Annotated in this window: 16 protein-coding genes and 1 tRNA gene; 8 read left to right on the forward strand and 9 right to left on the reverse strand. The window is 64.1% G+C overall.

Annotation, left to right across the window (positions count from 1 at the left end):
- The first annotated feature begins 1 nt into the window (after position 1).
- Genes AC3G2C_RS02400 through AC3G2C_RS02410 form a run of 3 tightly spaced genes read left to right on the forward strand, consistent with a single transcriptional unit; the run spans position 2 to position 5,164 of the window.
- Positions 2-580 (forward strand): pilus assembly PilX family protein, encoded by a 579-nt coding sequence (locus AC3G2C_RS02400; protein WP_488383001.1) that lies wholly within the window; start codon positions 2-4, stop codon positions 578-580.
- A 58-nt stretch (positions 581-638) separates the two neighbouring features.
- On the forward strand, positions 639-4,643 hold the full coding sequence (locus AC3G2C_RS02405; protein ID WP_488383002.1) for a pilus assembly protein: 4,005 nt from the start codon (positions 639-641) through the stop codon (positions 4,641-4,643).
- Between the two features lie 11 nt (positions 4,644-4,654).
- Positions 4,655-5,164: a type IV pilin protein gene (locus tag AC3G2C_RS02410; protein WP_488383003.1), complete on the forward strand. Its 510-nt coding sequence runs from the start codon at positions 4,655-4,657 to the stop codon at positions 5,162-5,164.
- A gap of 20 nt (positions 5,165-5,184) precedes the next feature.
- On the opposite strand, the gene recD is transcribed toward AC3G2C_RS02410, so the two are convergent.
- From recD to AC3G2C_RS02430, 4 genes are all read right to left on the reverse strand, one after another.
- Entirely contained in the window at positions 5,185-7,182 is a 1,998-nt protein-coding gene (gene recD, locus AC3G2C_RS02415) for an exodeoxyribonuclease V subunit alpha (RefSeq protein ID WP_488383004.1), read from the reverse strand.
- Positions 7,172-10,825, reverse strand: coding sequence for an exodeoxyribonuclease V subunit beta (recB, locus tag AC3G2C_RS02420; RefSeq protein WP_488383005.1), 3,654 nt, complete (start codon positions 10,823-10,825; stop codon positions 7,172-7,174). Before recB ends, recD begins: the two co-directional genes overlap by 11 nt.
- On the reverse strand, positions 10,822-14,310 hold the full coding sequence (gene recC, locus AC3G2C_RS02425) for an exodeoxyribonuclease V subunit gamma (RefSeq protein ID WP_488383006.1): 3,489 nt from the start codon (positions 14,308-14,310) through the stop codon (positions 10,822-10,824). Before recC ends, recB begins: the two co-directional genes overlap by 4 nt.
- Positions 14,311-14,494: 184 nt before the next feature.
- The gene (locus AC3G2C_RS02430; RefSeq protein ID WP_488383216.1) at positions 14,495-16,930 is read right to left on the reverse strand and encodes a TonB-dependent receptor plug domain-containing protein; all 2,436 of its coding nucleotides are present in this window, start codon (positions 16,928-16,930) and stop codon (positions 14,495-14,497) included.
- A gap of 366 nt (positions 16,931-17,296) precedes the next feature.
- Here AC3G2C_RS02430 and AC3G2C_RS02435 point away from each other — a divergent pair, with 366 nt between their 5' ends.
- A complete protein-coding gene (locus AC3G2C_RS02435) occupies positions 17,297-17,746 on the forward strand; it encodes a DUF3574 domain-containing protein (protein WP_488383007.1) in 450 nt (149 codons plus the stop codon).
- A 2-nt stretch (positions 17,747-17,748) separates the two neighbouring features.
- Positions 17,749-19,341 (forward strand): SulP family inorganic anion transporter, encoded by a 1,593-nt coding sequence (locus AC3G2C_RS02440; RefSeq protein ID WP_488383008.1) that lies wholly within the window; start codon positions 17,749-17,751, stop codon positions 19,339-19,341.
- A gap of 168 nt (positions 19,342-19,509) precedes the next feature.
- Here the strand turns inward: AC3G2C_RS02440 and AC3G2C_RS02445 are convergent, their stop codons facing one another.
- The gene (locus AC3G2C_RS02445) at positions 19,510-19,962 is read right to left on the reverse strand and encodes a hypothetical protein (protein ID WP_488383009.1); all 453 of its coding nucleotides are present in this window, start codon (positions 19,960-19,962) and stop codon (positions 19,510-19,512) included.
- 126 nt (positions 19,963-20,088) lie between these two features.
- Positions 20,089-20,307: a hypothetical protein gene (locus tag AC3G2C_RS02450; RefSeq protein WP_488383010.1), complete on the reverse strand. Its 219-nt coding sequence runs from the start codon at positions 20,305-20,307 to the stop codon at positions 20,089-20,091.
- 300 nt (positions 20,308-20,607) lie between these two features.
- Here AC3G2C_RS02450 and AC3G2C_RS02455 point away from each other — a divergent pair, with 300 nt between their 5' ends.
- Positions 20,608-20,892 carry a hypothetical protein gene (locus tag AC3G2C_RS02455; RefSeq protein WP_488383011.1) on the forward strand — a complete coding sequence of 95 codons (285 nt, stop codon included), beginning with the start codon at positions 20,608-20,610 and terminating at the stop codon, positions 20,890-20,892.
- A 113-nt stretch (positions 20,893-21,005) separates the two neighbouring features.
- Positions 21,006-21,650 (forward strand): response regulator, encoded by a 645-nt coding sequence (locus AC3G2C_RS02460; RefSeq protein ID WP_488383012.1) that lies wholly within the window; start codon positions 21,006-21,008, stop codon positions 21,648-21,650.
- Between the two features lie 125 nt (positions 21,651-21,775).
- Here AC3G2C_RS02460 and AC3G2C_RS02465 read toward each other — a convergent pair.
- Positions 21,776-21,850, reverse strand: a tRNA-Val gene (locus AC3G2C_RS02465).
- Between the two features lie 132 nt (positions 21,851-21,982).
- Between AC3G2C_RS02465 and AC3G2C_RS02470 the strand changes: the two genes are divergently transcribed.
- Complete coding sequence (locus AC3G2C_RS02470) at positions 21,983-22,324, forward strand: lipid-A-disaccharide synthase N-terminal domain-containing protein (protein ID WP_488383013.1); 342 nt, start codon at positions 21,983-21,985, stop codon at positions 22,322-22,324.
- 50 nt (positions 22,325-22,374) lie between these two features.
- Here the strand turns inward: AC3G2C_RS02470 and metH are convergent, their stop codons facing one another.
- Both metH and AC3G2C_RS02480 read right to left on the reverse strand, forming a co-directional pair.
- Positions 22,375-25,059: a methionine synthase gene (gene metH, locus AC3G2C_RS02475; protein ID WP_488383014.1), complete on the reverse strand. Its 2,685-nt coding sequence runs from the start codon at positions 25,057-25,059 to the stop codon at positions 22,375-22,377.
- Positions 25,060-25,065: 6 nt separating this feature from the next.
- Positions 25,066-26,151 carry a homocysteine S-methyltransferase family protein gene (locus tag AC3G2C_RS02480; protein ID WP_488383015.1) on the reverse strand — a complete coding sequence of 362 codons (1,086 nt, stop codon included), beginning with the start codon at positions 26,149-26,151 and terminating at the stop codon, positions 25,066-25,068.
- Positions 26,152-26,167: the final 16 nt, after the last annotated feature.

Below are 26,167 nucleotides of genomic sequence, written 5' to 3' on the forward strand. Positions count from 1 at the left end.
CATGACGCACTCTCATACCAAGCGCCAACGTCGCGCGGCCCCGCAACACCAGCGTGGCGTAGCGCTGGCGGTAGCGCTCATTCTTCTCCTGGTCATCACGCTGGTGGGTTTTGCGGCCGTGCACGGCACGTTGATGCAGCAGAAGATGTCGGCCAATCTCTATGACCGGCAACTGGCGTTTCAGAATGCCGAGGCAGCCATGCGCACGGCGCAGCAACGCATTGCCAGCAACCCCAACGATATCGCGCGAAATTGCCAGGCCGGTGGCGTGGTATGTCCCGCCAACCCCTTCAACGATCCCAACTTGTCCACCGACAAGATCATCAAGGTGGATAGCAGTCTTTTCACCACCAGCAGCACGACGGTGGGCACGCCCGAGTATGTCATCGAGAACATGGGCGTGTGGCAGGACCCCAACTCCAGCACGGGATCGAGTCAGAACGCCGGCTCGCACAACTATGGCGCGCAAGGCCTGTCCACCACGGTCAACTACTACCGAATTACGGCGCGCAGCGGCAACCCCAAGGATGTGGGTACCCGCGCCATCGTGACGTTGCAGGCCATGGTGAAGCAGGGCTGATCGCTTCATCCATTTCACCCACACACAATCGTTGAATTCACCCGGGGGCTTCACCGCCATGAATACGCTCACCCGAATGCGCGAGACGCTGGCCACTTTTCTCGGCCGCCTCGCGTTCACGAGCCTGCTGGTTTGCGGCCTGGGTATCCTCAGCGAGCCGGTGGCCGCCGCGGGAACGGCTGTCACCGTCGATACCTCACCGCTGATTGTCCAGCCCACGCTGCCGCCCAACATCATGCTGATGCTCGACGACTCGGGCTCCATGGCGTGGGATTTCATGCCAGACGCGCAGTACCTGTCCGGCGCCACCACCGACAGCAGCGGCAATACCCTGGTTGATCTGGACGCTTTGCGTTACGCAGGCAACAACGGTACCTACTACGATCCCTCGGTGACTTATACGCCGCCGCTCAAGGCCAACGGCACGTCGTCCTATGCCACGCCGACGGGTATCGGTGCTGCCTTCAACGATGGCTTCCTCGATACGTCCACGGTGGATGTCACCCAATACGCATCGGATAGTTTTTGCGACTACAACAACATCTCGTCGCGCAGCTGCGTCAGCGGCGGTAGCACGTCCTATCATTACTTCAAGTTCTATACCTCGTTCCCGATCACCACGTCGCAAACGTCCACCTATGCGGCGACTGCCCGGTGCAGTTCCGGCACACTGGTGACGGACGGCTCCGCCAACAACGGCTTGTGCAAGGTCACCTCGGGTGGCAAGACCACCTATAGCACCCCCTCCAGCACGGGGTGCGGCACGGATACGTACCTGCCCGCCACGCTGCAATGTCAAAAGACCACTCAGGTCACCAACACGTATTGGCTGTTCACCTATACCGTCGCCAACGGCAGCGGTGGCTATACGCGCAAATATGTCGGCAAGACCGGCGATTGCGCAAAGGCGAACCTGAGCACTTCGGTGTGCGATGACAGCACCACCGTGCAGCAGAACGTAGCGAACTGGTTCTCCTACTATCGCACACGCATCATGATGGCCAAGAGCGGCCTCATGACGGCGTTCTCGTCGCTGGACAAGACCTATCGCGTTGGTTTTGGCTCGATCAACAACAACAACTCCAGCGATATCGACAACACCGGCTACAGCAACAGCAGCTACAACAGCAAGGATCTGGCGGAAGTCCGAGCGTTCGGTGACGGCTCCAGCTCCACCCAGAAGGCCGCCTTCTGGACTTGGGCCCAGAACATCACGCCGAGCGGCGGCACGCCGTTGCGCGTGGCGTTGGATGCCATTGGTCAGTATTACCAGAATGAGCAGCAGCCCTGGCAGACCGATCCCACGGCGAGCAGCACCGGCACCGGTTCGGATGAACTCGCGTGCCGCGCGTCCTACGCCATTCTCACGACCGATGGCTTCTGGAACGAGTCCAACAGCTTGCTCAGCGGCGTCAATGAGCAGGACGGCGCCACAGGGCCCACCATCTCAGGCCCCACGTCGCAGACCTATACGTATCAGCCGGTGCAGCCCTTCGCGGACACCAGCCAGATACCGGTCACCACCACCACCACGTATGCACCCACGAGCTGGAGTTGTCCCACCGGCTATACCTTGAGCGGCGGCCAGTGCGTGAAGGGCAGCAGGACCACCTCGCCCACCGCCGTGTGCGGCAAGGGTGGCTCGTACGATTCGAGCAGCAAGATGTGCGTTGTCACATCGACCACGCCGGGCACGACCTATACCAATACGTTGGCCGACGTGGCGATGAAGTATTGGGTGAACGATTTGCGGGCGGCGTCCAACGAAGTGCCGACCAATGCATCCGATCGCGCCTTCTGGCAGCACATGACGACGTTCACGATGGGTCTCGGCTTCCTGCCCAAGGACGCCAACGGCAACGTGATTCCGATGGACCAGGTCGCCAAGTGGGCGAATGGCGATACCACTCAGGCGATCAGCAATTTCGCGTGGCCCAAGCCGTCCAACTCCAACGGTGGCTCCATCAACAACATCGCCGACTTGGCGCATGCGGGCATCAACGGACACGGTGGCTTCTACTCGGCCACGAGCCCCCAGGCGTTCGCGGCGGGGTTGAAAGACGCACTCAATCGCGCTTCCGAGCGCGTGGGCAGTGGCGCGAGTCTTGCGGCCAACTCCACGCAGTTGCAGAACGGCACCGTGGCCTACCAGGCGAGTTACTACACCGTGAAATGGACGGGCGACCTGGTGGCGCTGTCGATCAATTCGAGTTCGGGTGCCATCGCCACCACGCCGAGCTGGAACGCTGCGAGCAAGCTGCCGACCGCGGCCAATCGCAATATCTATACCTATAACCCCAGCAGCGCCACCTACCTGGCCTTCAAGATGTCGGGAACGACGTTGCCCGCTTTGAGTGGTAGCCAATTGACCGCGCTCGGTGCCAACGCGACGGCGCAGGGGAACATGATCAACTACCTGCGTGGCGACAGCTCCAATGAGTTGTCCAATGGCGGCACGTACCGCAACCGTACGACGGCGCTGGGCGACATTATCGACTCGCAGCCGGTGTACGTTGGTGCCCCCCTGAGCAGCCAGTTCCTCAACCAGACCTTTACCGGGTCCAGCAGCTATGCGCAGTTCGCCAGCGACAAGAGCTCGCGCACCGGCGTGATCTACGTGGCGGCCAACGACGGCATGCTGCATGGCTTCAACGCCAGTACGGGTGCCGAGGTGTACGCCTACCTTCCCGGTGCTGTCATGGCGGGTGGAAGCACCAATGGCATCCAGGATCTTTCTAACGCTGACTACGGCGTTTCGCTCTCGGTGCCGCATCAGTATTTCAACGATGGCGAGCTCACCGTCGCGGATGTCTACATGGGCAGCGCCTGGAAGACGGTGCTGGTGGGCACCACCGGCAGAGGGTTGTCCAAGGCGGTGTATGCGCTCGATGTCACCGATCCTTCCAACGTGAAGTTCCTGTGGGAGCGCTCGGCGGGTGACGGAAACACCTCGGACAAGAACAGCGGCTACATTGGCCAGATGACCGGCAAGCCGGTGATTGCGCAGACCTCCACCACCTCTTGGTCGGTGCTGATGGGCAACGGCTACAACAGCGCTGCGGGTGTGTCGGCACTGCTGCAGTTCAACCTGTCCGATGGCTCGCTGAGTGTGCACAAGACGACCGATACCACCGGCCTGGCGGCGCCTGCCGTGTGGATGGACAACGGCACCTCAGGCATCAGCAACATGGCTTACGCCGGTGACTTGAACGGCAATGTGTGGTCGTTTGCGCTCAATGACGGCAGCAGCAGCTTTACGCCCAGCCCGAGCAGCGACGGCACCTTGCTTTTCACTGCAACGGACAGTAGCGGCACGGTGCAGCCCATCACCTCGGGCATGCTGGTGGGCAAGAATTCGCAGACGGGTGACGTCTGGGTGTTCTTTGGCACCGGCAAGTACCTGACATCCGGCGACTTGAGCAACACCAGCACGCAAAGCTGGTACGGCGTGATCGTGACCAAGGGGGCTACCAGTAGTTACAAGAACATCGGCAGCCAGACCAATCAAAACCGTAAGTCGCTGGTGCAGCGTTACATCACGGCGGAAACCTCGGGCTCCTCGACCAGTGCACCCGCGCGCACCGTCACCACGACCACCCAGGCGACATCGATGAGTGGCAAGTCCGGCTGGTATATGGATTTGCTGCAACCCTCTGCGCCTGACACCAATGGCACGGTGACGTATACCAAGCAAGGCGAGCGCATGGTCACGCCCAATCAGTTCCAGGGAAATCTGTTGCTGGGTACCACGCGCATTCCCAAGGCGACCGACCTGTGCAATCCCTCCGGCACGGGTTGGGTGATGGCGATCGATCCGTTTACCGGCACGAGCCCGCAATCGGACTTCTTCGACATCAACGGCGACGGCAAGGTGAACTCGTCCGACCGCGTGGGCAGCACGCCGGCGGCAGGCATGGGCTTTTCCTCCCTGCCGAACAACCCGATCTTCGTGGGCAGTCAGATGCTGATCAACTTCCAGAACAATCAGAACAAGAACGTCGCTACGTCGGGCGGCGGCAACAAGTTCACGCGCGTGTCATGGCGCGAACTGATCAGCCAGTAAAGGGGCGATACATGGATCGGCATACGACATACCAGCGGCACACCGTTCCCAGTCGGGTGCAGGAGCATCGCCCGACGTGGGGCAAGCTACGTCAGCAAGGTTTCACCCTGATCGAGGTGATGGTGGTGGTGTTGATCATCGGCATCCTCACCGCTGTGGCCTATCCGTCCTATATGAACCATACGATCAAGGCCAAGCGCGTGGCGGCCGAAGCCTGCCTGTCGCAGTACGCAAGCTATATGGAGCGCTACTACACGACGTATCTGCGCTACGACAAAACCGACAGCACCTCGTCCGCCACGGCGAATACGCTGCCCACGCTCGACTGCAGCAAGGCGACGCAGGACAGCTACAGCTACGGCTTCGACAGCACCCAGCTTGCCGCGACCACGTACGTTCTGAAGGCGACGCCCCTGGGCAACCAGCTCAACCGGGATGGCAAGTGCGGCACGCTTCTGCTGGATCAATCGGGCTCGCGAGGCATCAGCAATACCAGCACCGACGTCTCTCAGTGCTGGTAAGCACAAGCGCCTGAGATGTCTCAGGCGTCGGTGCTGGGCGGTGAGCTGTAGGCAAGGGCTTGGGCAAGTCCCGATTGGCGTCGGCATCGATTGCCAAGGCTCCACGTTACGCTGTTCACCGGAGCGAGCAGGCTGAACCAGCGTCGTGCTCGGGTGATGCCTGTGTAAAGCAGCTCGCGGGTCATCACCGGGCTGGTTTCCTCGGGGAGCAGCAACGCCGCATGGTCGAACTCGGACCCTTGCGACTTGTGCACGGTCATGGCGAATACCGTTTCAAGTTCGCCTAGCCGTGCCGGCTGTACAAAGCGCAGGCGTGTGGCGTCGCCGCCTGCCTGGCCGGCCACTTCAAAGGCTACCCGCAATTGCAGTTTGCCGTGTTCATCCGGCACACGCAGCACGACGCCAACGTCACCGTTCATCAGGCCCAGGTTGTAGTCATTACGGGTGACTAGCACGGGGCGGCCTTCGTACCATTCCTTGCTGGCATCGATCAGCGAGGCGCGGTGGAGAATGCCTGCGATCTGTCGATTGAGTTCGTCGGTGCCGTAGCTACCTTTGCGTAGCGCACAGAGCAACTGAAAGCGGCCGAAGGCATGCAGTACGCCGCGCGCCCAGGCTTCGTAGGCTGCATGGTCGGGCGTACCGACAGGACGCGTTTGCTGCATGAATTCCAGGTAATGACGAAAGCCGCGGGGCGGTTGTTGGTCGGCAGCGGCATCGAAGAGTGCGCTGGCGCCATCGAGCACGAGCGCGGAGAGTGGGGCATGGCCGGCGGTTGCCCGTGTCCAGGCGATGTCGGCGCGCGGTCGATCGAACAGGGCGCTAACGCCGGAGAAGTCACCATCGTTTACGCGTTGCGCGAGTTGGCCGATACCGCTGTCGGCACCAAAGCGATGACTCTGGCGCAACATGGCTACCTGCTGATCCAATGCCCGTCCATCCTCGCGCGTCCAGGCGTCAATGCGATCACCCGTGACGTCGGTGAGCCAGTGGGCGGTGTCCCGGCTGTAGTGGCCGGCCTCTGCGCGCTGGCACAGATCGCCCAGCACGGCGCCAGCTTCCACGGAGGATAACTGGTCTTTGTCGCCGAGCAAGATCAGCCGCGCGTCGTCGGGCAGCGCCGCCAACACGGCGGACATCATTTCCAGGTCGATCATCGACGCTTCATCGATGACCAGCACATCCAGATGCAGCGGGTGGCTGCGGTCATGACGGAAGCGGCGTGTATCGGGGCGTGCACCAAGCAAGCGGTGCAAGGTATCCACCTGGTGCGGGATGCTCGCCCGCACGGGCTCATCCACATCCAGTCGGGCGATCTGCATGCTGATGGAGGCTTGCAAGCGCGCAGCGGCCTTGCCAGTGGGAGCCGCCAGGCGAATGCGCAGCGGACGCGCGACTTCGCGTTGATGCAGCGTCTGCAATAAGCCGAGCAAGCGAACGACGGTGGTGGTTTTGCCGGTGCCTGGTCCACCGGTAATCACCGTAAACGCACCGCGCGCAGCCAGCGCACAGGCGACGCGCTGCCAATCGGGAGTGTCGCCCTGGTGGTCCGGAAACAACCTCGCCAGTTGCGGGCCAAGGTCCGGGGGTGCCGATGGTGTACGGGCCAAGCGCTGCACGATAGCCTGGGCGATGCGCTGTTCGTGATTCCAGTAGCGCCGTAGATAGACACGTGAGCCGTCGAGCACCAAAGGGGAGCCCGTTTGCTGCGGATCGGCCGCCGCCTGCAGCAGAACTGAGTGCATCGCGCGTGTCGGGTCGGCGGCGATCATGGCCAGTTGTCGTTGCCAGGCCGCCGGCCAAGCCGATTCCTCTGCAAGCGATGCCCAGTCGGCGAGGTCCAGGCACAGGTGCCCATCGGCCTGCTGCCGGCTGAGGATGGCGCCCAGCAGCGGTAGTGCCGGGGGAGCCTGTGGGTCTTCGGTGGCGAGAAAGCGACCGAAGGCGATGTCCAGGGGGCGCAGCCATGTGCTTGCTTCGCCGAGTTGAAGGAGATCGTGCAGGGCTTCATGCGACATGCGCGGACGCTCCAACGGCGAACAGCCGATCCATAGCATCGATCAGGGAAAACGGCAACCGCTCCTGGTGTACGCCGTGGCCGCTGCTGTCGATGCCGCGCAGGTAAAGATAGGCCACGCCACCCATATGCCTTTCGTAGTTGTAGCCGGGCAGGCGCGCGCGCAACTGCCGGTGCAGGGCCAGGGTGTAGAGGGCGTATTGCAGGTCGTAGCGTTCGCGCAGGATCGATGCGCGCATGGCGTCGGTCGTGTAGGCGCTGGCATCGATGCCCAGCTTGTTCGATTTGTAGTCGATCACGTAATAGCGCCCCTGCCATTCGACCACCAGGTCGATAAAGCCCTTGAGCAATCCGTGCATACGCTCGGGCTCCAGCGGGGGGCGTGCAAGGCCATCGAGTGTGTGCTTGGTCACCAGCGCATCGAGGGCGAGCGTGTCGACCCGGTGCGCCTCGAACCAGAACTCCATTTCCGCGTAATAGCCGCCCAGCTCGGCCAGGCTCACCCGAACGTCATGGGCCAAGGGAAGCGGCGTATTCAGCAGGGCGGGGAACCATTGCGAGAGCAGGTTGATGTCGGCCTGCCATCCGCGACGCTGGCATCGCCGCGCGATTTCCTTTTCCAAGTCACCCGGCATGGCGGCGACCTGGGCGAATCCCTCGGCTGCGCACCATTCGAACAGGTCGTGCAGGAACGTGCCTGCTTCCGCGCCTGCGTGAAACGCGTGCATGCCCTGCGCGACTGCGGTTTGCACCGGCGATGGCGTGGACTGCTCGCCCAGCGCTTCGGAGCGCACATCCTGTGCATGCGTGTCCGGTACCGCCATCGGCGCTTCGGCGTAACGTAGCGCGCTATAACTGGTGACGCGCCAGCGTTCGGCGGCGGGTCCCGTGTATAGGCGGGCTTGCCCAAGCGATACGATGTCCGCACTCGGCGTCGCGAGCGGGTGTTCGTCCGCCGCCTGCAGGCGCTCGATGTGCACGCCAGGGTGCTCGCCTCGAAGCGCCCGTACGCGTGGCATCAACTGTTGCGCCTGGATGGGCTGGCCGCCGGAAAGTACATGTCCAAATGCGGACTTGTGCAGGCTGGGCGTGCGACTGTTGCCGATCTTGCAGCAAGCGATGCCGAGCCAACTGGCGTGGCGGGCGCGGGTGAGGCCGACGTAGAGCAGGCGTAGATCTTCCTGCAGGCGCTCGCGGTCGGCCTGGACGCGGGCGGCTTCGTCGGCGCGCAGGTCCAGGCGCGAATAGCCTTGCGCATCGTGCCAGGTGAATGGGTCGTCAGCCTTCACTTCACGCGCGGAGCACACGAAAGGCAGCAGCACCAGGGGATATTCGAGGCCCTTGGATTTATGGATGGTGATGACCTTGATCAGCGCCTCTTCGCTTTCCAGGCGCACGATCTGTTCGTCGGCGGTTTCCGCCTGTGGATCGTGGGCCGTGGCGATCTGCATGGCCAGGTAGCGGATGAGCGCATGTTCGCCATCCAGGGTAGTGGCGGCGTGTTGCAGCAGCTCGGCCAGATGCAGCAGGTTGGTCAGTGCGCGCTCGCCATCGACACGGGCCAGCAGGCGTGCAGGCAGATCGAACGCATGCAGCAGGTTGTGCAGCATGGCCAGAACGCCATGATCGCGCCAATCGAGATGCAATTGACGGAAACGTTCGCCGCAAGCCTCCCAGTAGTGTTCGTCCAGGTTGAGGCGATCCAGTTCCGCATGGCTTTGGCCAAGCGTGGGGGTGGCCAGGGCGGCGCGCATGGTGCGGTCGGAACCGGGTGTGGCGCAGGCCTGCAGCCAGCGCAATAGGTCACCGGCCTCGGCCGAGGCATAGACCGAATCCCGATCGGAGAGATAAACGCTCTTGAGCCCACGGCGCTGCATGTGGGCGCGAATCTTGGCCGCCTCGGTTCCGCTGCGTACGAGCACGGCGATATGGCCGGGCTGCAGCGGGATCAGCGTGCCGTCTGCTTGGCGGAAACCGCAGCGACCGTGTTGGGCTGCGGAGAGCAAGCGCACCAGATAAGCCGCGGCATGCGCCGCCATCAGGTTGACGTAGCTGCCGCCGCTGATGGGTTCGGCAGCATCCTCCACAGCCAGATGCAGTGGCGGCAACGGTTCGCCGTCGAGCACCAGTTGCTCGTCACGGCCCTGCGCCTGGACCGGATGGAACGGTAGGGCATGCGCACCGTGCCCGAATGCGAACGCACCCTCCGGGTGAGTGTCGGCATACTCAAAAACGCGATTTACCGCACTTACCAATGCCTTGGTGGAGCGGTAGTTGGTATCCAGCGTCCAGGTGGGTTGGTGCGCGCTGTCGCGGGCGCGCAGGTAGGTGTGGATATCCGCGCCACGAAAACCGTAGATGGCCTGCTTGGGATCGCCGATGAGTAACAGGCCCGTATGAGGGCGATCGCCATAGACGCGTTTGAAGATGCGCCATTGCAGCGGGTCCGTATCCTGAAATTCATCGATCAGTGCGACGGGGTATTGGCGCGCGATGGTGTCGGCCAGGCGCGGTCCGGTATCACTGTGCAGTGCGTTGTCGAGGCGACGCAACATGTCGTCGAAGCCCAGTTGCGCGCGCCGTTGCTTGGTCTGCTCCAGGCGTTGGGCCACCCATACGGTGGCGTGGGCCAGCACATGGGCCTGCAAGGGTTCCAGTGGCGCTCGTGCCTCGATGCAGGCCCCGATGGCGTCGAACGCCGGGTGCAGCAGAGAGGCGGCGCTCTTGTTCTTGGCCTCGATCAGATAGGTTTGGGTATAGCGTTCGAGGTTGGCGGGTGCATCCGCACCGCCCTCAGCCCAGGCGCGCAGTTCGGCGAGATCCGCCAGCACACGTTCGCGGCGCATCTTGGTGCCATTGAGTGCACCGGCCTGCAGCGCTTGTGCAAACGACGCCTCGATCTGGTCGATGTCGGCCAACCATGCTTGCCGCGCGCTGCGGTCGGCGGCCTGTGCGGCGTCGATGCGTTGCTGGAAACGATCGAGCGCGTCGGCGTCGCCCAAGGGGCGGCCATCGAGGCGAAGCGTTTCCATGGGTTGGCGCAACAGGGGCCGCAGTGCCTTCTGCAGGGCCGAGGGATCGGGCCACCAATCCACCACCTGCGCGGCGCCGGCGCGATCGAGCATGAAGAAATGGCTGCGCCAGTAGTCGCGAACCGTCTCGGCCAGCAGCTCGCTTTCATCAGCGTTCGTGTCCTGCACGAACGCGTGACCACTCTCGAAGGCATGCTGCGCGAGCATGCGCTGGCACCAGGCGTGAATGGTGTGGATGGCCGCCTCGTCCATCCATTGCGCAGCCAGTTCCAACAGGCGCGCGGCGCGGGCACGTTCGTCGTCGGTGTGATACACCGCGATCAGGTCGCGTAGAAAGGCATCGGGCTCGTGGCGGCCACGAAAAGCCTCGGCAGCGCCCGCCAGTCGCTCGCGAATGCGTTCGCGCAATTCGGCGGTGGCGGCCTTGGTGAAGGTGAGCACCAGGATCTGCCCAGGCAGCAGGGGCATGCCGTTAGGCGCCCCATGACCCAGCACCAGCCGGAGGTAAAGCGCGGCAATGGTCCAGGTCTTGCCGGTGCCTGCGCTGGCTTCGATCAGCTGGATGTTTTCGAGCGGAAGGTGCAGCGGTTGCAGCGTGCGCGGCGTGTTCATGCCTCACCCTCCAGCGTGGCGATTTCCACCAGCGGGCGGTAGAGCGCAAGCCATGGTTCAAAGCCAGCCTGCATCAGGGCATCGAAATGTGGCCACGCCCGTGCCAGATATGGGTCTTCGTCGACCTCGCCGCGTGCCGGTCCGAAGCCGTTGCCTTCATAGGCTGCAAGCGCCTGCTTGCGCGCTTTCTCTTCATCGTCCGCGTGTTGCAGCCAGGCGAAGGCGGCCTTGCGGGCGAGCGGAAGCGGCGTTTGCATGCCATGGCATAAGGCGTCCGCCAACGAACGCAGGTGTTGTTCCGCCGCTGCACGATCGAGCGGGTGCAGCACCACGTGTGCATCGACAGCGATAAGCCGCGTTTGCATGGACAGGCCTTGCGCGTGCGCGAGCAGATGCACGATCCACGCGCCCAGCATCTTGTCATGGCGCAGGCCACTGGGTTTCTGCCGGAGCTTGCCGGCGACTAGCTCCAGGCGCACAAGAGGGGAGCTGTCACCTTGTCGCACATCGGTAAGCCAGTCCTCCACACGCAGCTGGGGTGAGGCCCATTGCAGCTCGATTTTCTCGTCTACCTGTGGCCAGCGGGCGCAGGCGGCATGCCAGGCCGCGGCCAGCTCGCGTCCCTCCCGGGCTAAGGTGTCGCGACTGAGTTCACCAAAGCCACCCGGTGGCAATGCGCCTTGCTGGGCAAGTCGCAGCGTGGCTTCTTCCACGCCGTTCGCGCCATGACCCGCATGTATGGCGCTACGTGCAACCAGGGTGCCGGCAAGGTGCCGCTCCAACGCATTCAGCGCAAAAGGCTCGTCGTTCAGTGCCTCTTCGTCCAATTCCCCAAAGTGCACCTTCAGGCGATGGTTGAAGAAGTAGCGCACTGGGCGGGCAAGGAACGCATGCAGTGCGGTGATGCCCAGGGAGGCGTCGGCAGTCCACTCCGGCAAGGCTTGCGAAGCGGTTGCCGTATCTTCGTCGCGATGGGCCATGCGCCATTCGCTGGCATAGGTGAAGAGGCGCGGGTCGGTGTCCGCGTGGAAGTAGCGCCTGCTGAAGGCTTGCAACGGATGCACGGTGGTGAGCGCATCCAGCAGGCGTTGGCCAGCGTTGCTGTCGTTCGCATCGTCGCCCTCGCGGTGCCAGCCGGCAGCGAGATAATCGCGCAGTTGACCGAGCAATACCGACGGCGGCAACGGCGTGTTGTCGCGTACGTGGCGGCCAACCCAGCTCAGGTATAGCGAGTCGCGGGCGGAGACAAGGGCTTCCAGGAACAGATAGCGGTCATCCTCGCGGCGGGAGCGGTCGCCCGGTCGTGCGCGCCCGGGTTGGGCCATCAGGTCAAAATCTGCAGGTGCTTGTTGGCGCGGGTATTCGCCATCGTTCATGCCCAGCAGGCAGACCACGCGAAACGGAATGGCGCGCATGGGCATGAGCGTGCAGAAACTCACGGCACCCGCCATGAAGCGTTGCGACAGCCGACTTTCGTCCATGGCTTTGAGCCAGTGCTCACGCACGATGTTCAGCGGCAACGGGAGTTCAAACCCGGCTTGATCGCACGCTTCGCGCCATTCATCGAGTACGTCGCCAAGCCGCGCCAGGCGATCGCCGTCACCAGGGTCGGTGGGGTTGAAGAAGTCCCGCAGCAACGCCTGCAGACGCTGTTGCCATTGCGCTGGTGTGGCTCGCTCGCGCAACCACTGCCAGTAGTGTTCCAGGCGATCGAGCAGCGCGGCCAGGGGGCCGACCATGGCGGCATCCAGCCCACCGACTTCGTCATAAGGCGCAATGCCTTGCCAGGTGTCGCCGTCGCCGACGGCATAGCCGAGCAACATGCGACGCAAACCCCAGCGCCAACTGTTCTGGGCGAGCGCTGGCAGTTCCAGGCTCGCCTTTTGCGTGGCGTCCAGGCCCCAGCGAATGCCGGCGCCTTCGATCCAGCGGCGCAGCACCGGCAGCCCGGCCTCATCCATGCCAAAGTGCGAGCGCAACGCGGGTACATCGAGCAGATCGAGCAGATCGCTCACCGCAAAGCGTGACTCGGGCAACGCCAGCAAATGCTCCAGGGCTACCATCAGCGGCACCGCGCCGCGCGAGGGCTGGTCGGCCACGGTGTAGGGCAGGTAGCGCGGATCATGGCTGGGCAGCCGGCCGAACACGGCGCGCACATGCGGGGCGTAGGTCTGGATGTCGGGGACCATCACGATGACATCGCGCGGCGACAACGGTCGCCCTTCTTGGGCGGCGCGCTCGAACATGGACAGCAATTGGTCGTGGAGTATCTCCACTTCGCGTTGCGGGCTGTGGGCCACCTGGAAGCACAGAGACGTGTCGTTCTTGCGCCACGGCTTGCGTGCGGAGGGCTCCGCCGGCAAGGGTTCCAGATCGAGAATGGCCTGCTGCACTTGGCTGAGCAGCGTGTGGCTATCGGTATCGACGAACAGGTCGATGCTGCGATTCCAACTGGCGAAGCGCTGGCGGTAGGCGGCGGGATGGTCCACCGCATCGAGCAGGCGGATGTAGTCGCGGCCTTGGCGGCCCCACGCGGCGAGCAGTGGATGGGCATGCAGATGCAAGTCTTCGTAGCGCGGCTCGGTTGGTAGGCCAGCCTTGCCAGCGTGGCGGCGCTGGGCAGCCTTGAGCAGTTCGCGGTCTTCGATGATGTCGGCCCAGTAATGCCGGCATGGGTTGGCGACCAACAAGAGCACCTGGCTGAAACGGGCCAGCGCGGTGAGCGCTTCCAGCGTCTGTTGAGGCAGCGAGGAGATGCCGAACACCACGATACGGCGTGGCAGGCCGGTGGGTCGGCGATCCAGCCGCGCCATACGTTCGAGAAATGCCTGGTGCACGGCGGCGCGATGGTTATGACGTTCTTCGCCCACGTCATCCAGCAGCAGTTGCCACAACCGTGCCTGCCAACGTTGGTCGTCGGCCAGCGGCACCTGTTCGCCGCGAAGGTCGTCGCGCAGCCGGTCGTGCCCATGTTCCCAATCGGTTAGCCAGTCGGCGCGATAGACCTGGTACTGGTCGAAGAGGTCGGCGACACGCTCGGCCAGTTGGTAGCGTTTGCGTTCGTCGGGGTCGTCGCGCAGAAAATCACGCAACGGGGCAAACACCGGCTCATGCAGGTGCTGTGGCAACAGCCTCAACAGGCGCCAGCTCAGGCGCGATTTGTCGAACGGCGAGGTGGTGGGCACGGCCTCGCGCCCAAGCACGCTGCGGTAGGCCATCCAGAGGAAGCGACCGGGTAGCTGCACATCGATGGCTGCGCTGATGCCCAGCCCACCCTCGTCAAGGGGACGGGCCAAGGCCCACTTCAACCACTGCGCGATGCCGTTGCTCTGCACCAGCATCAATTCGTCTTCGAGCGGCTTGAGCGGGGCGCGCGCCAGCCATGCGGTCAGCAGGTCGCGCAGGTCTTCCATGCGGTTGCCATGGATCACCATGAGGCCCGGTTCGATCGGGCCCTCCAGGGGCAGGTCCAGGCTGTGGCTCACGGCAGGCGGGGGTGGATAGGGCTCATGCGGGCATTCTCGCCGAGAGGGCGGAGGATGTCGCGCATCCTGCCTCTAAGCCGTCGCAGGATGCGCGACGGCTTAGAGCCTGTTCACGACCTCCGCGCAACCCTTCGGCCCGGTGCGGGCTACGCGGAGATCGTCATCATGCTCTTAGGGCAGCCCATCAGAACGTGTAGCGCACCCTGCCGTACCAGTAGGCGCCATTGCTGCCGATGGGCGACAACACGTCGTAGGGGAAATTGCCGCCGTAGTTGATGTCGCTGTTGGAGCGCGTGGGGTACTGGTTGGTGATGTTGTCGCCGCCGAGGGCCAGGCTCAGTTGCGAGGTGACGCGGTATTCCACCTCGGCGTCGAGCTGGAAGCGTGGCACGTAGGTCTGGGTGGGTACGTAGCCGTCGCCGAAGTCGAACACGCGCGTGGTGGCGCCCTGGCGGGTGACGCGGCCAAGCAGGCTCCAGCGCGCGTTGTCCCACTTGGCGGTAAAGCTGCCGCGCTGGCGCGGAGCGGCATCGGTGAGCGTGTTGCGCGCCTCCACGCCGAACAGCACGTTGTCCGCGCCCGCCGCGATGAGCTGGGGCGGCGTCGCCTCCACGCTGCGGATCTGCGTGTTGTTGTGGCTGTAGGCCAGGGTGAGCAGGAGGTTGCCGCTGGCCACGGTGGTGCGGTAGTTGCCCACCAGTTCGGCGCCTCGGGTGATGGTGTTCACCGCATTGGTGAAGAACTGCACGCTCTGCACGCCGGCGATGCCGAACTGCTGCTGGATGTACGCCCCCAGCCCATCGTTGTCGATGGTCTCGGAGAGCGTGACGCGGTGATCGATGGCGATCTGGTACACGTCCAGCGAGAAGTCGAAGGCGCTGCCCAACTGCCCGGTAAGGCCCAGGCTGATGTTGCGCGACTTCTCCGGCTTCAGCGGCTGCGCACCCAGGCCCTGCGCCAAGGGATTATTCACCGACAGGATGCGCCCGGTGACCAGACGGCCGTCCGCGCCGTAGCCGGTGGTGGTGGCTTCGTAGCCGATCTGGCTGAGCGAGGGAGCGCGCAGGTTGTTGGAGACCGCACCGCGCAGGGCGAAGCCAGGCGTGAACTCCCAGCGTGCGCTCAGCTTGCCGCTCCAGTTGCCGCCGAAGTCGCTGTAATGCTCATAGCGTCCTGCCGCATCGGCGAAGAAGGTGTCGGTGATGTCGCTGGACAGCTCCACGTAGGCCGCCTGTACGTTGCGCGACAGGTTGGCGACGTCCTGCGGTTGCAGCCCGCCGCCGGCCTGCGCGCCGGCCGGGGCATCGATGGGTCCCACAGCGTAGGACGCCGGATCGCCCGCTCCCGTGCGGAAGTTCTCGTGGCGGTATTCCGCGCCCACGGCCAGGGTGGCGGTGCGCCCGGCCCAATCCAGCGAGCGGTTGGCATCGAAGTTGGCGGTGGCCTGGTCGAAGGCATAGCTGCCGATGTGGAAGCTGGTGGGACTGGCGGCGCCCAGCGAGGCGTTGAGCGAGTTGCGCAGGTCGTAGCTGAAGTCGTTGCGTCCCCAGTTGAGGCTGCCGTCATAGCTCCAATCGCCAGCGGTGCCACGGATGCCGGCGGCAGTCTGCGCGTCGCGGTTGTGGCCGATCGATTGCGGCAGGTAGCCGTTGGGATAAATGGAGGTGACGTTGGCGCTGCTGTCGGGGTAGCGGAAGTAGTTGTCGCCGATGGTGTGGCGCTGCGTGTACGTGCCGAACCAGTACAGGCGGGCGTTCTCGTTGATAGGCAGCTCGCTGTTGAGCCAGCCGTTGTAGCTCTCGTTGGGCGGATCGCCCGCGGCATAGTTGCGCTTGCCTTGCAGAGCGAGGTTGGCGGGCGTCGGGTCGGCGATGAAGTCGGGCACGGTGTCGTAGCCGGCACGGTTGGTGCCGGCGTGGTGGCTGGTTTCCACGCCAGCGTGGAAAAACCCGCCGCCACCCAGCGTGCTTCCGAAATCGGCGCTGGCGTAACCACCCTGGCCGTCGGTGATCTCGCGGTCGGTGGGGCTGAAGTGCGTGTGGTAGGCACCGTAGGTGGCGTTGACTTCGCCGCCCGTGGGGCTGTCTTTGAGGATGATGTTGATCACGCCGGCAATGGCGTCGGAGCCGTATTGCGCGCCCGCACCGTCACGCAGCACCTCCACGCGCTTGATGGCGCTGATCGGGATGGCGTTGAAATCCACCGGCGTGGTGCCGTTGCCGATCTTGGTGTCGGTGTTGACCAGGGCCGAGGTGTGGAAGCGCTTGCCGTTCACCAGCACTAGAACCTGATCCGGCGACAGGCCGCGCAACTGGGCCGAACGCACGTGGTCGGAGCCGCCCGAATTGGACTGGCGCGGGAAATTGAACGAGGGCAGCAGTACCGCCAGTGCGGCGCCGAGCTCGCCATTCACGGCGCCGGCATTGCGTAGATCTTGCGCCGTCAGCACGTCCACGGGCACCGGCGAATCGAGCGAGGTGCGGGTGCTGGCGCGCACGCCGGTAACCACCACCTGGTCGAGCGTGCGCGCAGCGCCATCGGTCGGCGCCGATTGCGCATGCGCGAGTGGCGCGGTGAGCGCGGTGGTGATGAGGGTGGCAAGCAGCCGTGGACGGGGCAGGGTGATGAAACGAAGCGGCATGACGGTTTCCTGGGAATGCGGCGATCCATGCGCCGATTCGTAGAGCCGGCACGGTGGTGTGGAGCAAGGGCGATGGGGCGGGCGGGGTGCCTGGGGGCTTAGCGCATGCGACATCGCCGCATGGACAGGCCATGCGGCGCGTGCAGGGTTCCAGTTGGGTTGAACTTGCGATCCGACACGCCTGGTCCCCAAGGTGAAGCTGGCAGTGGGCCCGGTACGACGGATGTCGCCCCGGAAGTTATTTGTTGCATTGCGCAAGTTCTGTTGTCAATACTTTGCAACCATCTTCGGTCCGTTTGTCGGTTTATCCGTTTGGACGGCCAAAAGCGACATAAGGAAATAACCATGAGTCATATGCGTTTTTCGGCGATCATCCTGTCGGCTGCGTTGTTTTCAGGTTGCGTGGCGAGCGCGCCGAGCGCGCCGTCCACCTTGCAGGGCGACGCTGCGCATCCCGCGCAGACGCAGGGCTGGGTGGAAACGCGCCTGTTCTTTGGCCTGGGCCTGGTGGGCGAGGCCGGCCATGGCGTCAGCGAGCAGGGCTGGCGCGATTTCCTCGATGCGGAGGTGACGCCGCGCTTTCCCGATGGCCTGAGCGTGGTGGACGTGTACGGCCAGTGGCAGGGCAAGGGCCAGCCCGCGCCTGAGCGGCTGCGCTCGAAGATGCTGATCGTTGATTACCCCGACTCAGCCGCCAACCGGGCCAAGGTCGAGGCGATTCGCACAGCCTGGAAACAGCGCACCGGCGATCAGTCGGTGCTGCGCGTCACGCAGCCGGCCGAGGTGTCGTTCTGACCATGGGTGCTGTCACTTCCCCGCGATGGCTTGGGCCTGGCGACCTCAATGGCTTTCTCGGCCTGGTGGTCGACAACCTGTCGATCATGGCCTTCCTCGCCACCGCCCTTATCGGCATATTCGGCTTCCCCGCCGATATCGTGTTTCTGCACATGTTTCCCGGCACTACGTTGGGCGTGCTGCTGGGCAACCTTGCGTATACCTGGATGGCGCGCAGTCTCGCCCGCCGCAGTGGTCGCGAGGATGTCACGGCGATGCCGCTCGGCCTGGATGCGCCCACCAGCATCGGCATGGCTTTGCTGGTGCTCGGTCCGGCCTTTCTCGGTTTCAAGCAGGCCGGCCTGGACGAGCACGCCGCCGGCGTGGCTACCTGGCAGTTGGGCATGGCGGCCCTGGTGATCATGGGCGTGCTGAAGTTCGTGCTGTCGTTCTTTGGCGGCTGGGTGCAGCGGCATGTGCCGCGCGCGGGTCTTCTGGGCTCGATTGCCGGCATTGCGCTGGTGTTGATGGGTTTCCTGCCGCTGGTGGAAATCCTCAAGGTGCCGGTGGTCGGTTTTGCCGGCTTGGGCGTGGTGCTGTACGCGCTGGTGGCGCGAGGGCGCATGCCGTGGCGGCTGCCCGGCGTGCTGGTGGCCTTCGTGGTGTCGGTGGCGCTCTATTACGTACTGGGTCCACTGGGCTGGCTGGGCGAGGGTTATCGCGCGCCGGTGGCGTGGCAATGGCGGTTCGCCTTGCCGTTGCCCACGCTGGAGTGGGTGCAGGGGCTGCACGCCGCCGTGCCTTACCTGCCGTTGATCCTGCCGTTTGGTTTGCTGATGGTGGTGGGTGGCATCAACGTTACCGAGAGTGCGCGTGCCGCAGGCGACGATTACCGCACGCGCGACATCCTGTTGGTGGAGGCCCTGGCGACCCTGGTGGCGGGGTTCTGTGGCGGTGTGGCGCAAACCACGCCCTATATCGGCCAGCCCTCGTACAAGGCCATGGGTGCGCGTAGCGGATACACCTTGCTGACTGGCGTGGTGATCGGCCTGGGCGGCATCTTCGGCTACCTGTCCAACCTGGTGGAGTTGCTGCCGCTGTCGGTGCTGGCGCCGATCCTGGTGTTCGTGGCGGTGGGCATCACGGTGCAGGCGTTCGAGGCAACCCCGCCTCGGTATGCGGCGGCGGTGGTGTTCAGTTTCTTCCCGGCCATTGCGCGCATGGTCACCATCAAGTTGAGCGACCCCACCTATGTGCCGCCCGAACGCGTGGCGGCGCTATTTGCCGATCGCGCCCACGGCATTTCCGAACTGGCGGTGATCACCGTGCTCGGCAACGGCTTCATCATCACCTCGATGGTGTGGGCCAGCTTTCTGGTGGCGTTGATCGATGGCAAGCCCTTGCGCGGGGCGTGGATCTTGCTGCTGGGCAGTGTGCTCAGCTTGGTCGGCATCATCCACTCGGTGGAGCTGAGCGGTGGTATCTATTTGCCATGGATGCTGGATGCGTCCTCGCAATTCCTTGTGTGGCAGTTCGCTGGTGCATACGCCGTGCTGGGTTGTGTGCTGGTGCTGCTTTCCTTTGCGACGGGGCCCACATCATCCGGGCGTGCTTGAGCGCGCCCGTCGAACTGAGAGTCGCCGCAAGGACGCTGTGACGACGCGCTTCCACAATCCGCCCGCTTCGTCGCGGGGATGGCAGGCGCCGTCTAGGCGCGGCGCGCCGTCACCCCGCGGCGGGGCGCCCCGTCATGGTGCGCGCGAGGCTGCGCTGCCGAGCCAGCCTCAACCGGGCAGGGCAACGCCGACTGCACCCGCGACGGCCGATGGCGCGGAGGCTTTGCGCATGGCGCGCTCGGCACGCTCCAGTGCGTGGCAGGCGGACTCGGCGGCGTAGCGCATCAGGTACGCCAGGTGCGCGCGGTATTGCGAGCCAATGCCATGTGCGCGAATCATGCTGGCCGCGTCAGCCAGGCACTCCAGGTCAGTATAGGCGCGATCGAGGTCCGCGCTGCTGGCGCACTGCACCAACGCCTGGGTGCGGTTGGTGTCACGGGTGCGCGCGCTGACCAGATCCTCCACCAGGCGGGCCGCCTGGCGCGCGGCAAACACCAGCACATCGGCCGCCGCATGGGACAGCTCGCTGTCGGACATGGTGCGATCGGTCAGTTCGACCAAACCCCTCGTCACCACAAGCAATTGGATGACCGGATGACCGGTCAGGTCGCCTTGACTCATGCTTGCCTCCCCCTAGACAAATTTTTGACGCGCATTCTCCACGGTATGGGGGCGCTTGGGTATCGGAAATTTGGGTGGCGCGTCGCAGCAGGCAGCGGCCGGGGGCGGACATCCGTCATCCGGCGCTCAGGTGCGATGGGTGGAGGCCACCGAGCAAGTCGGCGCCGCCATCGGGTGGCCTAGGGAGGCCAGTTCGCGTTGCGCCTGACGGATCTGTAGCTCCCCGCCAGGATGGCGTCGAAGCTGGGCCCGCAGCAGATGCACTTCCTGCTGCAGCCGGTCGTTCTCCTGTCGAGCCGCTTCGAGCGCCTGAATCAAACTGTCCCTGTTCCGTTTGGACGTCATGGCGTTGTGCTCCTGCTCCGCTGTCCTTCGGGCTTGGGGAATGCCCGGTGCGCAAAGGGTAGGCGGTGAATTTGACGGTCCGGGGTCACCGCCATATCCGAATGACTGCAGCTATCCGACATGCAGGCCGCCTACTGATTGGATGACGGGTAATTCCTACTTTGACTCGAATTCTTTCAGCATTGTCCGATATTCCTATTTCGGTGTCCGCCCTAGCCTTGAGCACCTGAGTTATTGAATCAGCACGCCTGACTGCCTCCATGAGGGCAGGCCTGCTCAACCCGGCAGAGGCGACTTTCCGTGCAGTACCCGTTCCCCACCAACGAAGCGAGTGCCGGCTGGAACGCCCAGGCATCCACCCGGCAGCGGGTGGACCTTTGCGACGGCCACCTCACGGTGGTCGGGTCGGGTCTGCCGGCGCACTACGCGCCCGTGCAGCTCGTGCTGGGGCCGGCCTCCTTGAACATGCGGGAGGAAGAGGCCATCGCGCTGGCGCGGGCATTGATCGATGCGGTGCGGTCGCGCCGACATGCTTTTGGTGCCCCCGTGACTTGCCTGCCTGAGATGGCGTCTTCCTCCCCCTGAAGCAGTCTCACGCGCACACCCGCACTCCGACGTCGCCTGCATGGTCTTGATGCAGAAAGTGACGTGGCATAGATGCGTCATAGGGTGGTGCGCACATATCGAGTAGTGAATGTATGACCACCCGAATCATTCTTGCGGACGATCATCCGGTCGTTTCTCTGGGCACCCGCATGGTGCTCGAAAGCGACGGCCTTACCAGCGTGGTTGCTACGGCGACCTCGCCGGACGAATTGCTGCGTCTGCTTGGCACCACTGCCTGCGATGCGGTGGTTACCGACTACATCATGCCTTCGGGCCAGTCGATGGATGGCTTGGGCCTGCTGGGGCAGCTCCAGCGGCGTTGGCCGCGCATGCCCGTACTGGTGATGACGGCGCTGAGCAATCCCGCGATTCTGCTATCCATTCACGCATTCGGCGTGCGAGCCTTGGTGCACAAGGCGGACGTGCAAGAAGAGCTGACCTTTGCCGTACGTGCGGTGTTGCGCGGCAAGGTGTACCTCAGCGAGAGCGTGCGTGCGCGCATGAGCAGCAATGTCATGGCCGACCCGTCAGCCAAGCCCGAGAGCATGCTGTCGCCCAAGGAGGCTGAAGTGCTGCGCTTGTTCGCATCCGGTCGCACGGTATCGGTGATTGCCGGTCAATTGCATCGCAGCGTAAAGACCATCAGCGGGCAGAAGAACCGCGCCATGGCCAAGCTGGGCCTGCGCAGCGATGTGGATATCTATACGTATGCCCGAGAGAACGGCCTGATCGCGTAAGCGGTCACGGCTGTCGCCGGCGTGTCTGGCGACCTCATGCGACAGTGTGCACCGTGCCGTCGCCCGATAACGAAAAAGGCCACTCCCATGGAGCGGCCTTTTTGCTGATTTCTCAGAAATATCGGTGGTGGGCGATGCAAGGATCGAACTTGCGACACCTGCCGTGTGAAGGCAGTGCTCTACCGCTGAGCTAATCGCCCGCCGAGAGCGCGCAAATATACGGGGTCGTGGCGGGTCGGTCAAGCTTTTGTGACAAAAAAATTGTCGCGCTCGGCAGTTCATTGAAAGGTGGACAGGTAAAATGCCCTGTTTTCCTTTGACGGGCCCGGCACATGGACTTTCTGCAGCACGAACTCGCTCACATTCTCGGGGCCCTGCATCACTTCGAGTTCACCCCCTGGAAGATGGTGGGCTACCTGGGGTCGGTGATGTTTACCAGCCGCTGGTTCGTGCAGCTCTACTACACGCGCAAGCTCAAGCGTGTCGTGATGCCTTTGTCGTTCTGGTGGCTGTCGGTGGTGGGCAGTGCCTTACTGCTGTCTTACTTCATCTTTGGCAAGAACGACTCGGTCGGCATCCTGTCCAATTTCTTCCCGGCGTTCGTGTCGATCTACAACCTGGTCGTGCACATGCGCGAGGTGAGGCGTCGCTCGCTGGTGGAAAGCGAAGTGTGAGCACTCTGGCCGGCGCTGATCGCCGGCCTTTGGTGCCCCGGTGACGGGGATCACTCGGGGTCGTAGTCGAGGTTCGGAGCCAGCCAGCGCTCGGCCGTTTCGCGTGTCCAGCCCTTGCGCTTGGCGTAGTCGTCCACCTGTTCGCGGGTGAGCCGGCCTACGACAAAGTATTGGCTGTCCGGGTGGGCGAAGTACCAGCCCGATACGGCGGCGGTGGGGTACATGGCGAAGCTGTCGGTCAGTTCGATGCCCGCATTGCGGGTGGCATCGAGCAGCGCGAACAGCGTGCCCTTCTCGGTGTGGTCCGGGCAGGCAGGGTAACCGGGCGCCGGGCGGATGCCGCGATACTGTTCGGCGATCAAGCCCGCGTTGTCGAGCGATTCCTCGGGCGCATAGCCCCAGAACTCTCGTCGTACGCGCTCATGCATGCGTTCGGCGAAGGCCTCGGCGAGGCGGTCGGCCAGGGCCTTCAGCAAGATGGCCGAGTAGTCGTCATGCTCCGCTTCGAAGCGGGCGACATGCGCATCGATGCCCACGCCCGCCGTGACGGCGAAGCCGCCGATCCAGTCCTGCTTGCCTGCGCTCTTGGGGGCAATGAAGTCGGAGAGACAGAAGTCGGGGCGTTCCACCGGCTTGTCGACTTGCTGGCGCAAGTGATGGAGCACGGTGGTTTCGCCATGCTCGCGCTGCACCCGGATATCGTCACCCACGCTTGCCGCCGGCCAGAATCCGATGACGCCGTTGGCCTGCAGCCATCGCTCCGCGATCAGCGTATCCAGCATCGCCTGCGCGTCGTTGTACAGCTCGGTGGCCTGCTTCCCGACCACCTCGTCGGTGAGGATGGCGGGGAAGTGACCGGCCAGCTCCCAGGCATTGAAGAACGGCATCCAGTCAATGTAGTTGCGCAGTTCGGCGAGGTCGTAATTCTCGAGCACGGTAATGCCGGGCTTGCGCGGTTGCGGCGGGTCGTAGTTGGCCCAGTCGGTGGTGAAGCGTTGTGCGCGTGCCCGGTCCAGCGGGGCGAGAGGCTTGCCGGTGCCGCGATTGCGGTGGCGTTCGCGCACCTCGGCGTAATCGGCCTTTACCTTGGCCATGAAGTTGTCGACCAACTCCTTGCTCACCAGCGACTGCGCCACGCCCACGGCGCGCGAAGCGTCCTTCACCCATACGGTGGGCGACTTGTAGTGCGGCTCGATCTTGAGTGCGGTGTGTGCGCGAGACGTGGTGGCGCCGCCGATCAGCAAGGGGATGGTGAGGTTCTGGCGCTGCATTTCGCGCGCCACGTGGCTCATTTCTTCCAGCGAGGGCGTAATGAGCCCGGAGAGGCCAATGATGTCGGCGTTCTCGGCCAAGGCGGTGTCGAGGATCTTCTGCGCCGGCACCATCACGCCGAGGTCGATCACCTCGAAGTTGTTGCAACGAAGCACCACGCCCACGATGTTCTTGCCAATGTCGTGCACGTCGCCCTTGACCGTGGCCATCACGATCTTGCCGTTGGATTTGCCCGCATCGCCGGTGCGCGCCTTTTCCTCTTCGATGAAGGGGATGAGGTGGGCCACGGCCTTCTTCATGACGCGTGCGGATTTCACCACCTGCGGCAGGAACATCTTGCCGGCGCCGAACAGGTCGCCGACCACGTTCATGCCGTCCATCAGCGGGCCTTCGATCACATCCAGCGGACGCGAGGATTCCAGGCGCACGGCTTCGGTGTCTTCCACCACGAACTGGTCGATGCCGTGCACCAGGGCGTGGCTCAGGCGCTCGCGCACGGGCTTGTCGCGCCATGCGAGGTTCTCGACGACGGCTTCGCCCTTTTTCGCCTTGTAGTTGTCGGCGATTTCCAGGAGGCGCTCGGTGGCGTCGGGGCGGCGATTGAGCACCACGTCTTCGACGCGCTCGCGCAACTCGGCGGGCACGTCGTCGTAGATCATCAATGCACCGGCGTTGACGATACCCATGTCCATGCCCGCCTTGATGGCGTGGTACAGGAACACCGAGTGGATCGCCTCGCGCACGGTGTTGTTGCCGCGGAAGGAGAACGACACATTGGAGACGCCGCCGGAGACGTGCGTATCGGGGAAGCGCCGCTTCAGCTCGCGCGTGGCCTCGATAAAGTCCACCGCGTAGTTGTTGTGCTCCTCGATGCCGGTGGCAATGGCAAAGATGTTGGGGTCGAAGATGATGTCTTCGGGTGGGAAATCTAGCTGCGTGGTGAGCAGCTCGAACGCACGCGAACAGATCTCCACCTTGCGTGCGCAGGTGTCGGCCTGGCCCTGCTCATCAAAGGCCATCACCACCACGGCGGCGCCGTATTGCTGCACCTTGCGGGCATGCTCCAGGAACTGTGCTTCGCCTTCCTTCATGGAGATGGAGTTGACGATGCCCTTGCCCTGCAGGCAGCGCAGGCCGGCTTCGATCACGCTCCACTTGGAGGAATCCACCATCACCGGCACGCGGGCGATATCCGGCTCGGCGGCAATCAAGTTCAGGAAGCGCGTCATCGCCGCTTCCGAATCGATCAGGCCCTCGTCCATGTTCACGTCGATGATCTGTGCACCGCTGGCCACCTGCTGGCGCGCCACGTCCACGGCTTCCTCGTAGCGCTCTTCCTTGATGAGCTTGCGGAACTGCGCGGAGCCGGTGACGTTGGTGCGTTCGCCCACGTTGACGAACAGCAGGTCGGGCGTGATGACCAGCGGTTCCAGACCGGAGAGACGTGTGTGACGGGACATCATTGCAGCTCAGGCGGCCTTGGCGTTGTCGAGATCAGAGGGGAGTGCGCGCGGCGCGATATCGCGCACCGCGTCGGCAATGGCCTGGATGTGGGCGGGCGTGGTGCCGCAGCAGCCACCGACCAGGTTGACCAGGCCATCGCGGGCAAAGCCGGCGATCACCGAGGCCATCTGCTCGGGGGTTTCGTCGTACTCGCCAAACGCGTTAGGCAGGCCGGCGTTGGGGTGGGTGCTGACGAAGCACTGGGCGGCATCGGACAGCACCTGCACATGCGGCCTCAGGTCCGCCGCACCCAGCGCGCAGTTGAGGCCCACCGACAGCGGGCGCGCATGGTTCACCGAGTAATAGAAGGCCTCGGCGGTCTGGCCCGAGAGCGTGCGGCCCGAGCGGTCGGTGATGGTGCCGGAGATCATCACCGGCAGGCGCTTGCCCAGCGCGTGGAACAGCTCGCTCAACGCGAACAGCGCAGCCTTGGCGTTGAGCGTGTCGAAGATGGTCTCGACCATGATGAGGTCGGCGCCGCCATCGATCAGGCCGCGCGCGGCTTCGGTGTAGTTGAGCACCAGCTCTTCGAAGGTGACGTTGCGAAAGCCCGGGTCGTTCACGTCGGGAGACAGCGACGCCGTGCGGCTGGTGGGGCCGAGCACGCCAATCACGAAGCGTGGCTGGTCCGGTGTCTTCGCCTCCGCCGCGTCGCAGGCCGCGCGGGCAAGGCGCGCGCCTTCCAGGTTCAACTCGTAGGCCAGGTGTTCGAGATGGTAGTCGGCCTGGCTGATGCGGGTGGAGTTGAAGGTGTTGGTTTCAATCAAATCGGCACCTGCCGCGAGGTACGCCTCGTGCACGCCGCGAATCACATCGGGCTTGGTGAGCGTGAGCAGGTCGTTGTTGCCCTTGAGGTCGCAGCCGCCCGGATGATCGTGCGCCTGGGCGCTGTCGTGGCCGTGAGCGAAGCGCTCGCCGCGAAAGCCGGCCTCGTCCAGCTGATGTCCCTGCAGCATGGTGCCCATGCCGCCGTCGATGATGAGAATGCGCTTGCGCAGCTGGGCTTGCAGCAGCGCCACGCGTTCGGGGTGAAGCCAGGGCAGGGTACTCATGGCGGGGCTCCGTGGG

This window comes from Frateuria sp. sgz306004 (genome assembly GCF_057750885.1).

Excerpts from the sequence above, each read along its gene's own strand:
- AC3G2C_RS02445 (WP_488383009.1), bottom strand. The coding sequence starts at position 19,962 with ATGAGTCAAGGCGACCTGACCGGTCATCCGGTCATCCAATTGCTTGTG.
- recB (WP_488383005.1), bottom strand. The coding sequence starts at position 10,825 with ATGAACACGCCGCGCACGCTGCAACCGCTGCACCTTCCGCTCGAAAAC.
- recD (WP_488383004.1), bottom strand. The coding sequence starts at position 7,182 with ATGTCGCATGAAGCCCTGCACGATCTCCTTCAACTCGGCGAAGCAAGC.
- metH (WP_488383014.1), bottom strand. The coding sequence starts at position 25,059 with ATGATGTCCCGTCACACACGTCTCTCCGGTCTGGAACCGCTGGTCATC.
- AC3G2C_RS02480 (WP_488383015.1), bottom strand. The coding sequence starts at position 26,151 with ATGAGTACCCTGCCCTGGCTTCACCCCGAACGCGTGGCGCTGCTGCAA.
- AC3G2C_RS02450 (WP_488383010.1), bottom strand. The coding sequence starts at position 20,307 with ATGACGTCCAAACGGAACAGGGACAGTTTGATTCAGGCGCTCGAAGCG.
- AC3G2C_RS02435 (WP_488383007.1), top strand. The coding sequence starts at position 17,297 with ATGAGTCATATGCGTTTTTCGGCGATCATCCTGTCGGCTGCGTTGTTT.
- AC3G2C_RS02400 (WP_488383001.1), top strand. The coding sequence starts at position 2 with ATGACGCACTCTCATACCAAGCGCCAACGTCGCGCGGCCCCGCAACAC.
- AC3G2C_RS02405 (WP_488383002.1), top strand. The coding sequence starts at position 639 with ATGAATACGCTCACCCGAATGCGCGAGACGCTGGCCACTTTTCTCGGC.
- AC3G2C_RS02440 (WP_488383008.1), top strand. The coding sequence starts at position 17,749 with ATGGGTGCTGTCACTTCCCCGCGATGGCTTGGGCCTGGCGACCTCAAT.
- AC3G2C_RS02460 (WP_488383012.1), top strand. The coding sequence starts at position 21,006 with ATGACCACCCGAATCATTCTTGCGGACGATCATCCGGTCGTTTCTCTG.
- AC3G2C_RS02410 (WP_488383003.1), top strand. The coding sequence starts at position 4,655 with ATGGATCGGCATACGACATACCAGCGGCACACCGTTCCCAGTCGGGTG.
- AC3G2C_RS02470 (WP_488383013.1), top strand. The coding sequence starts at position 21,983 with ATGGACTTTCTGCAGCACGAACTCGCTCACATTCTCGGGGCCCTGCAT.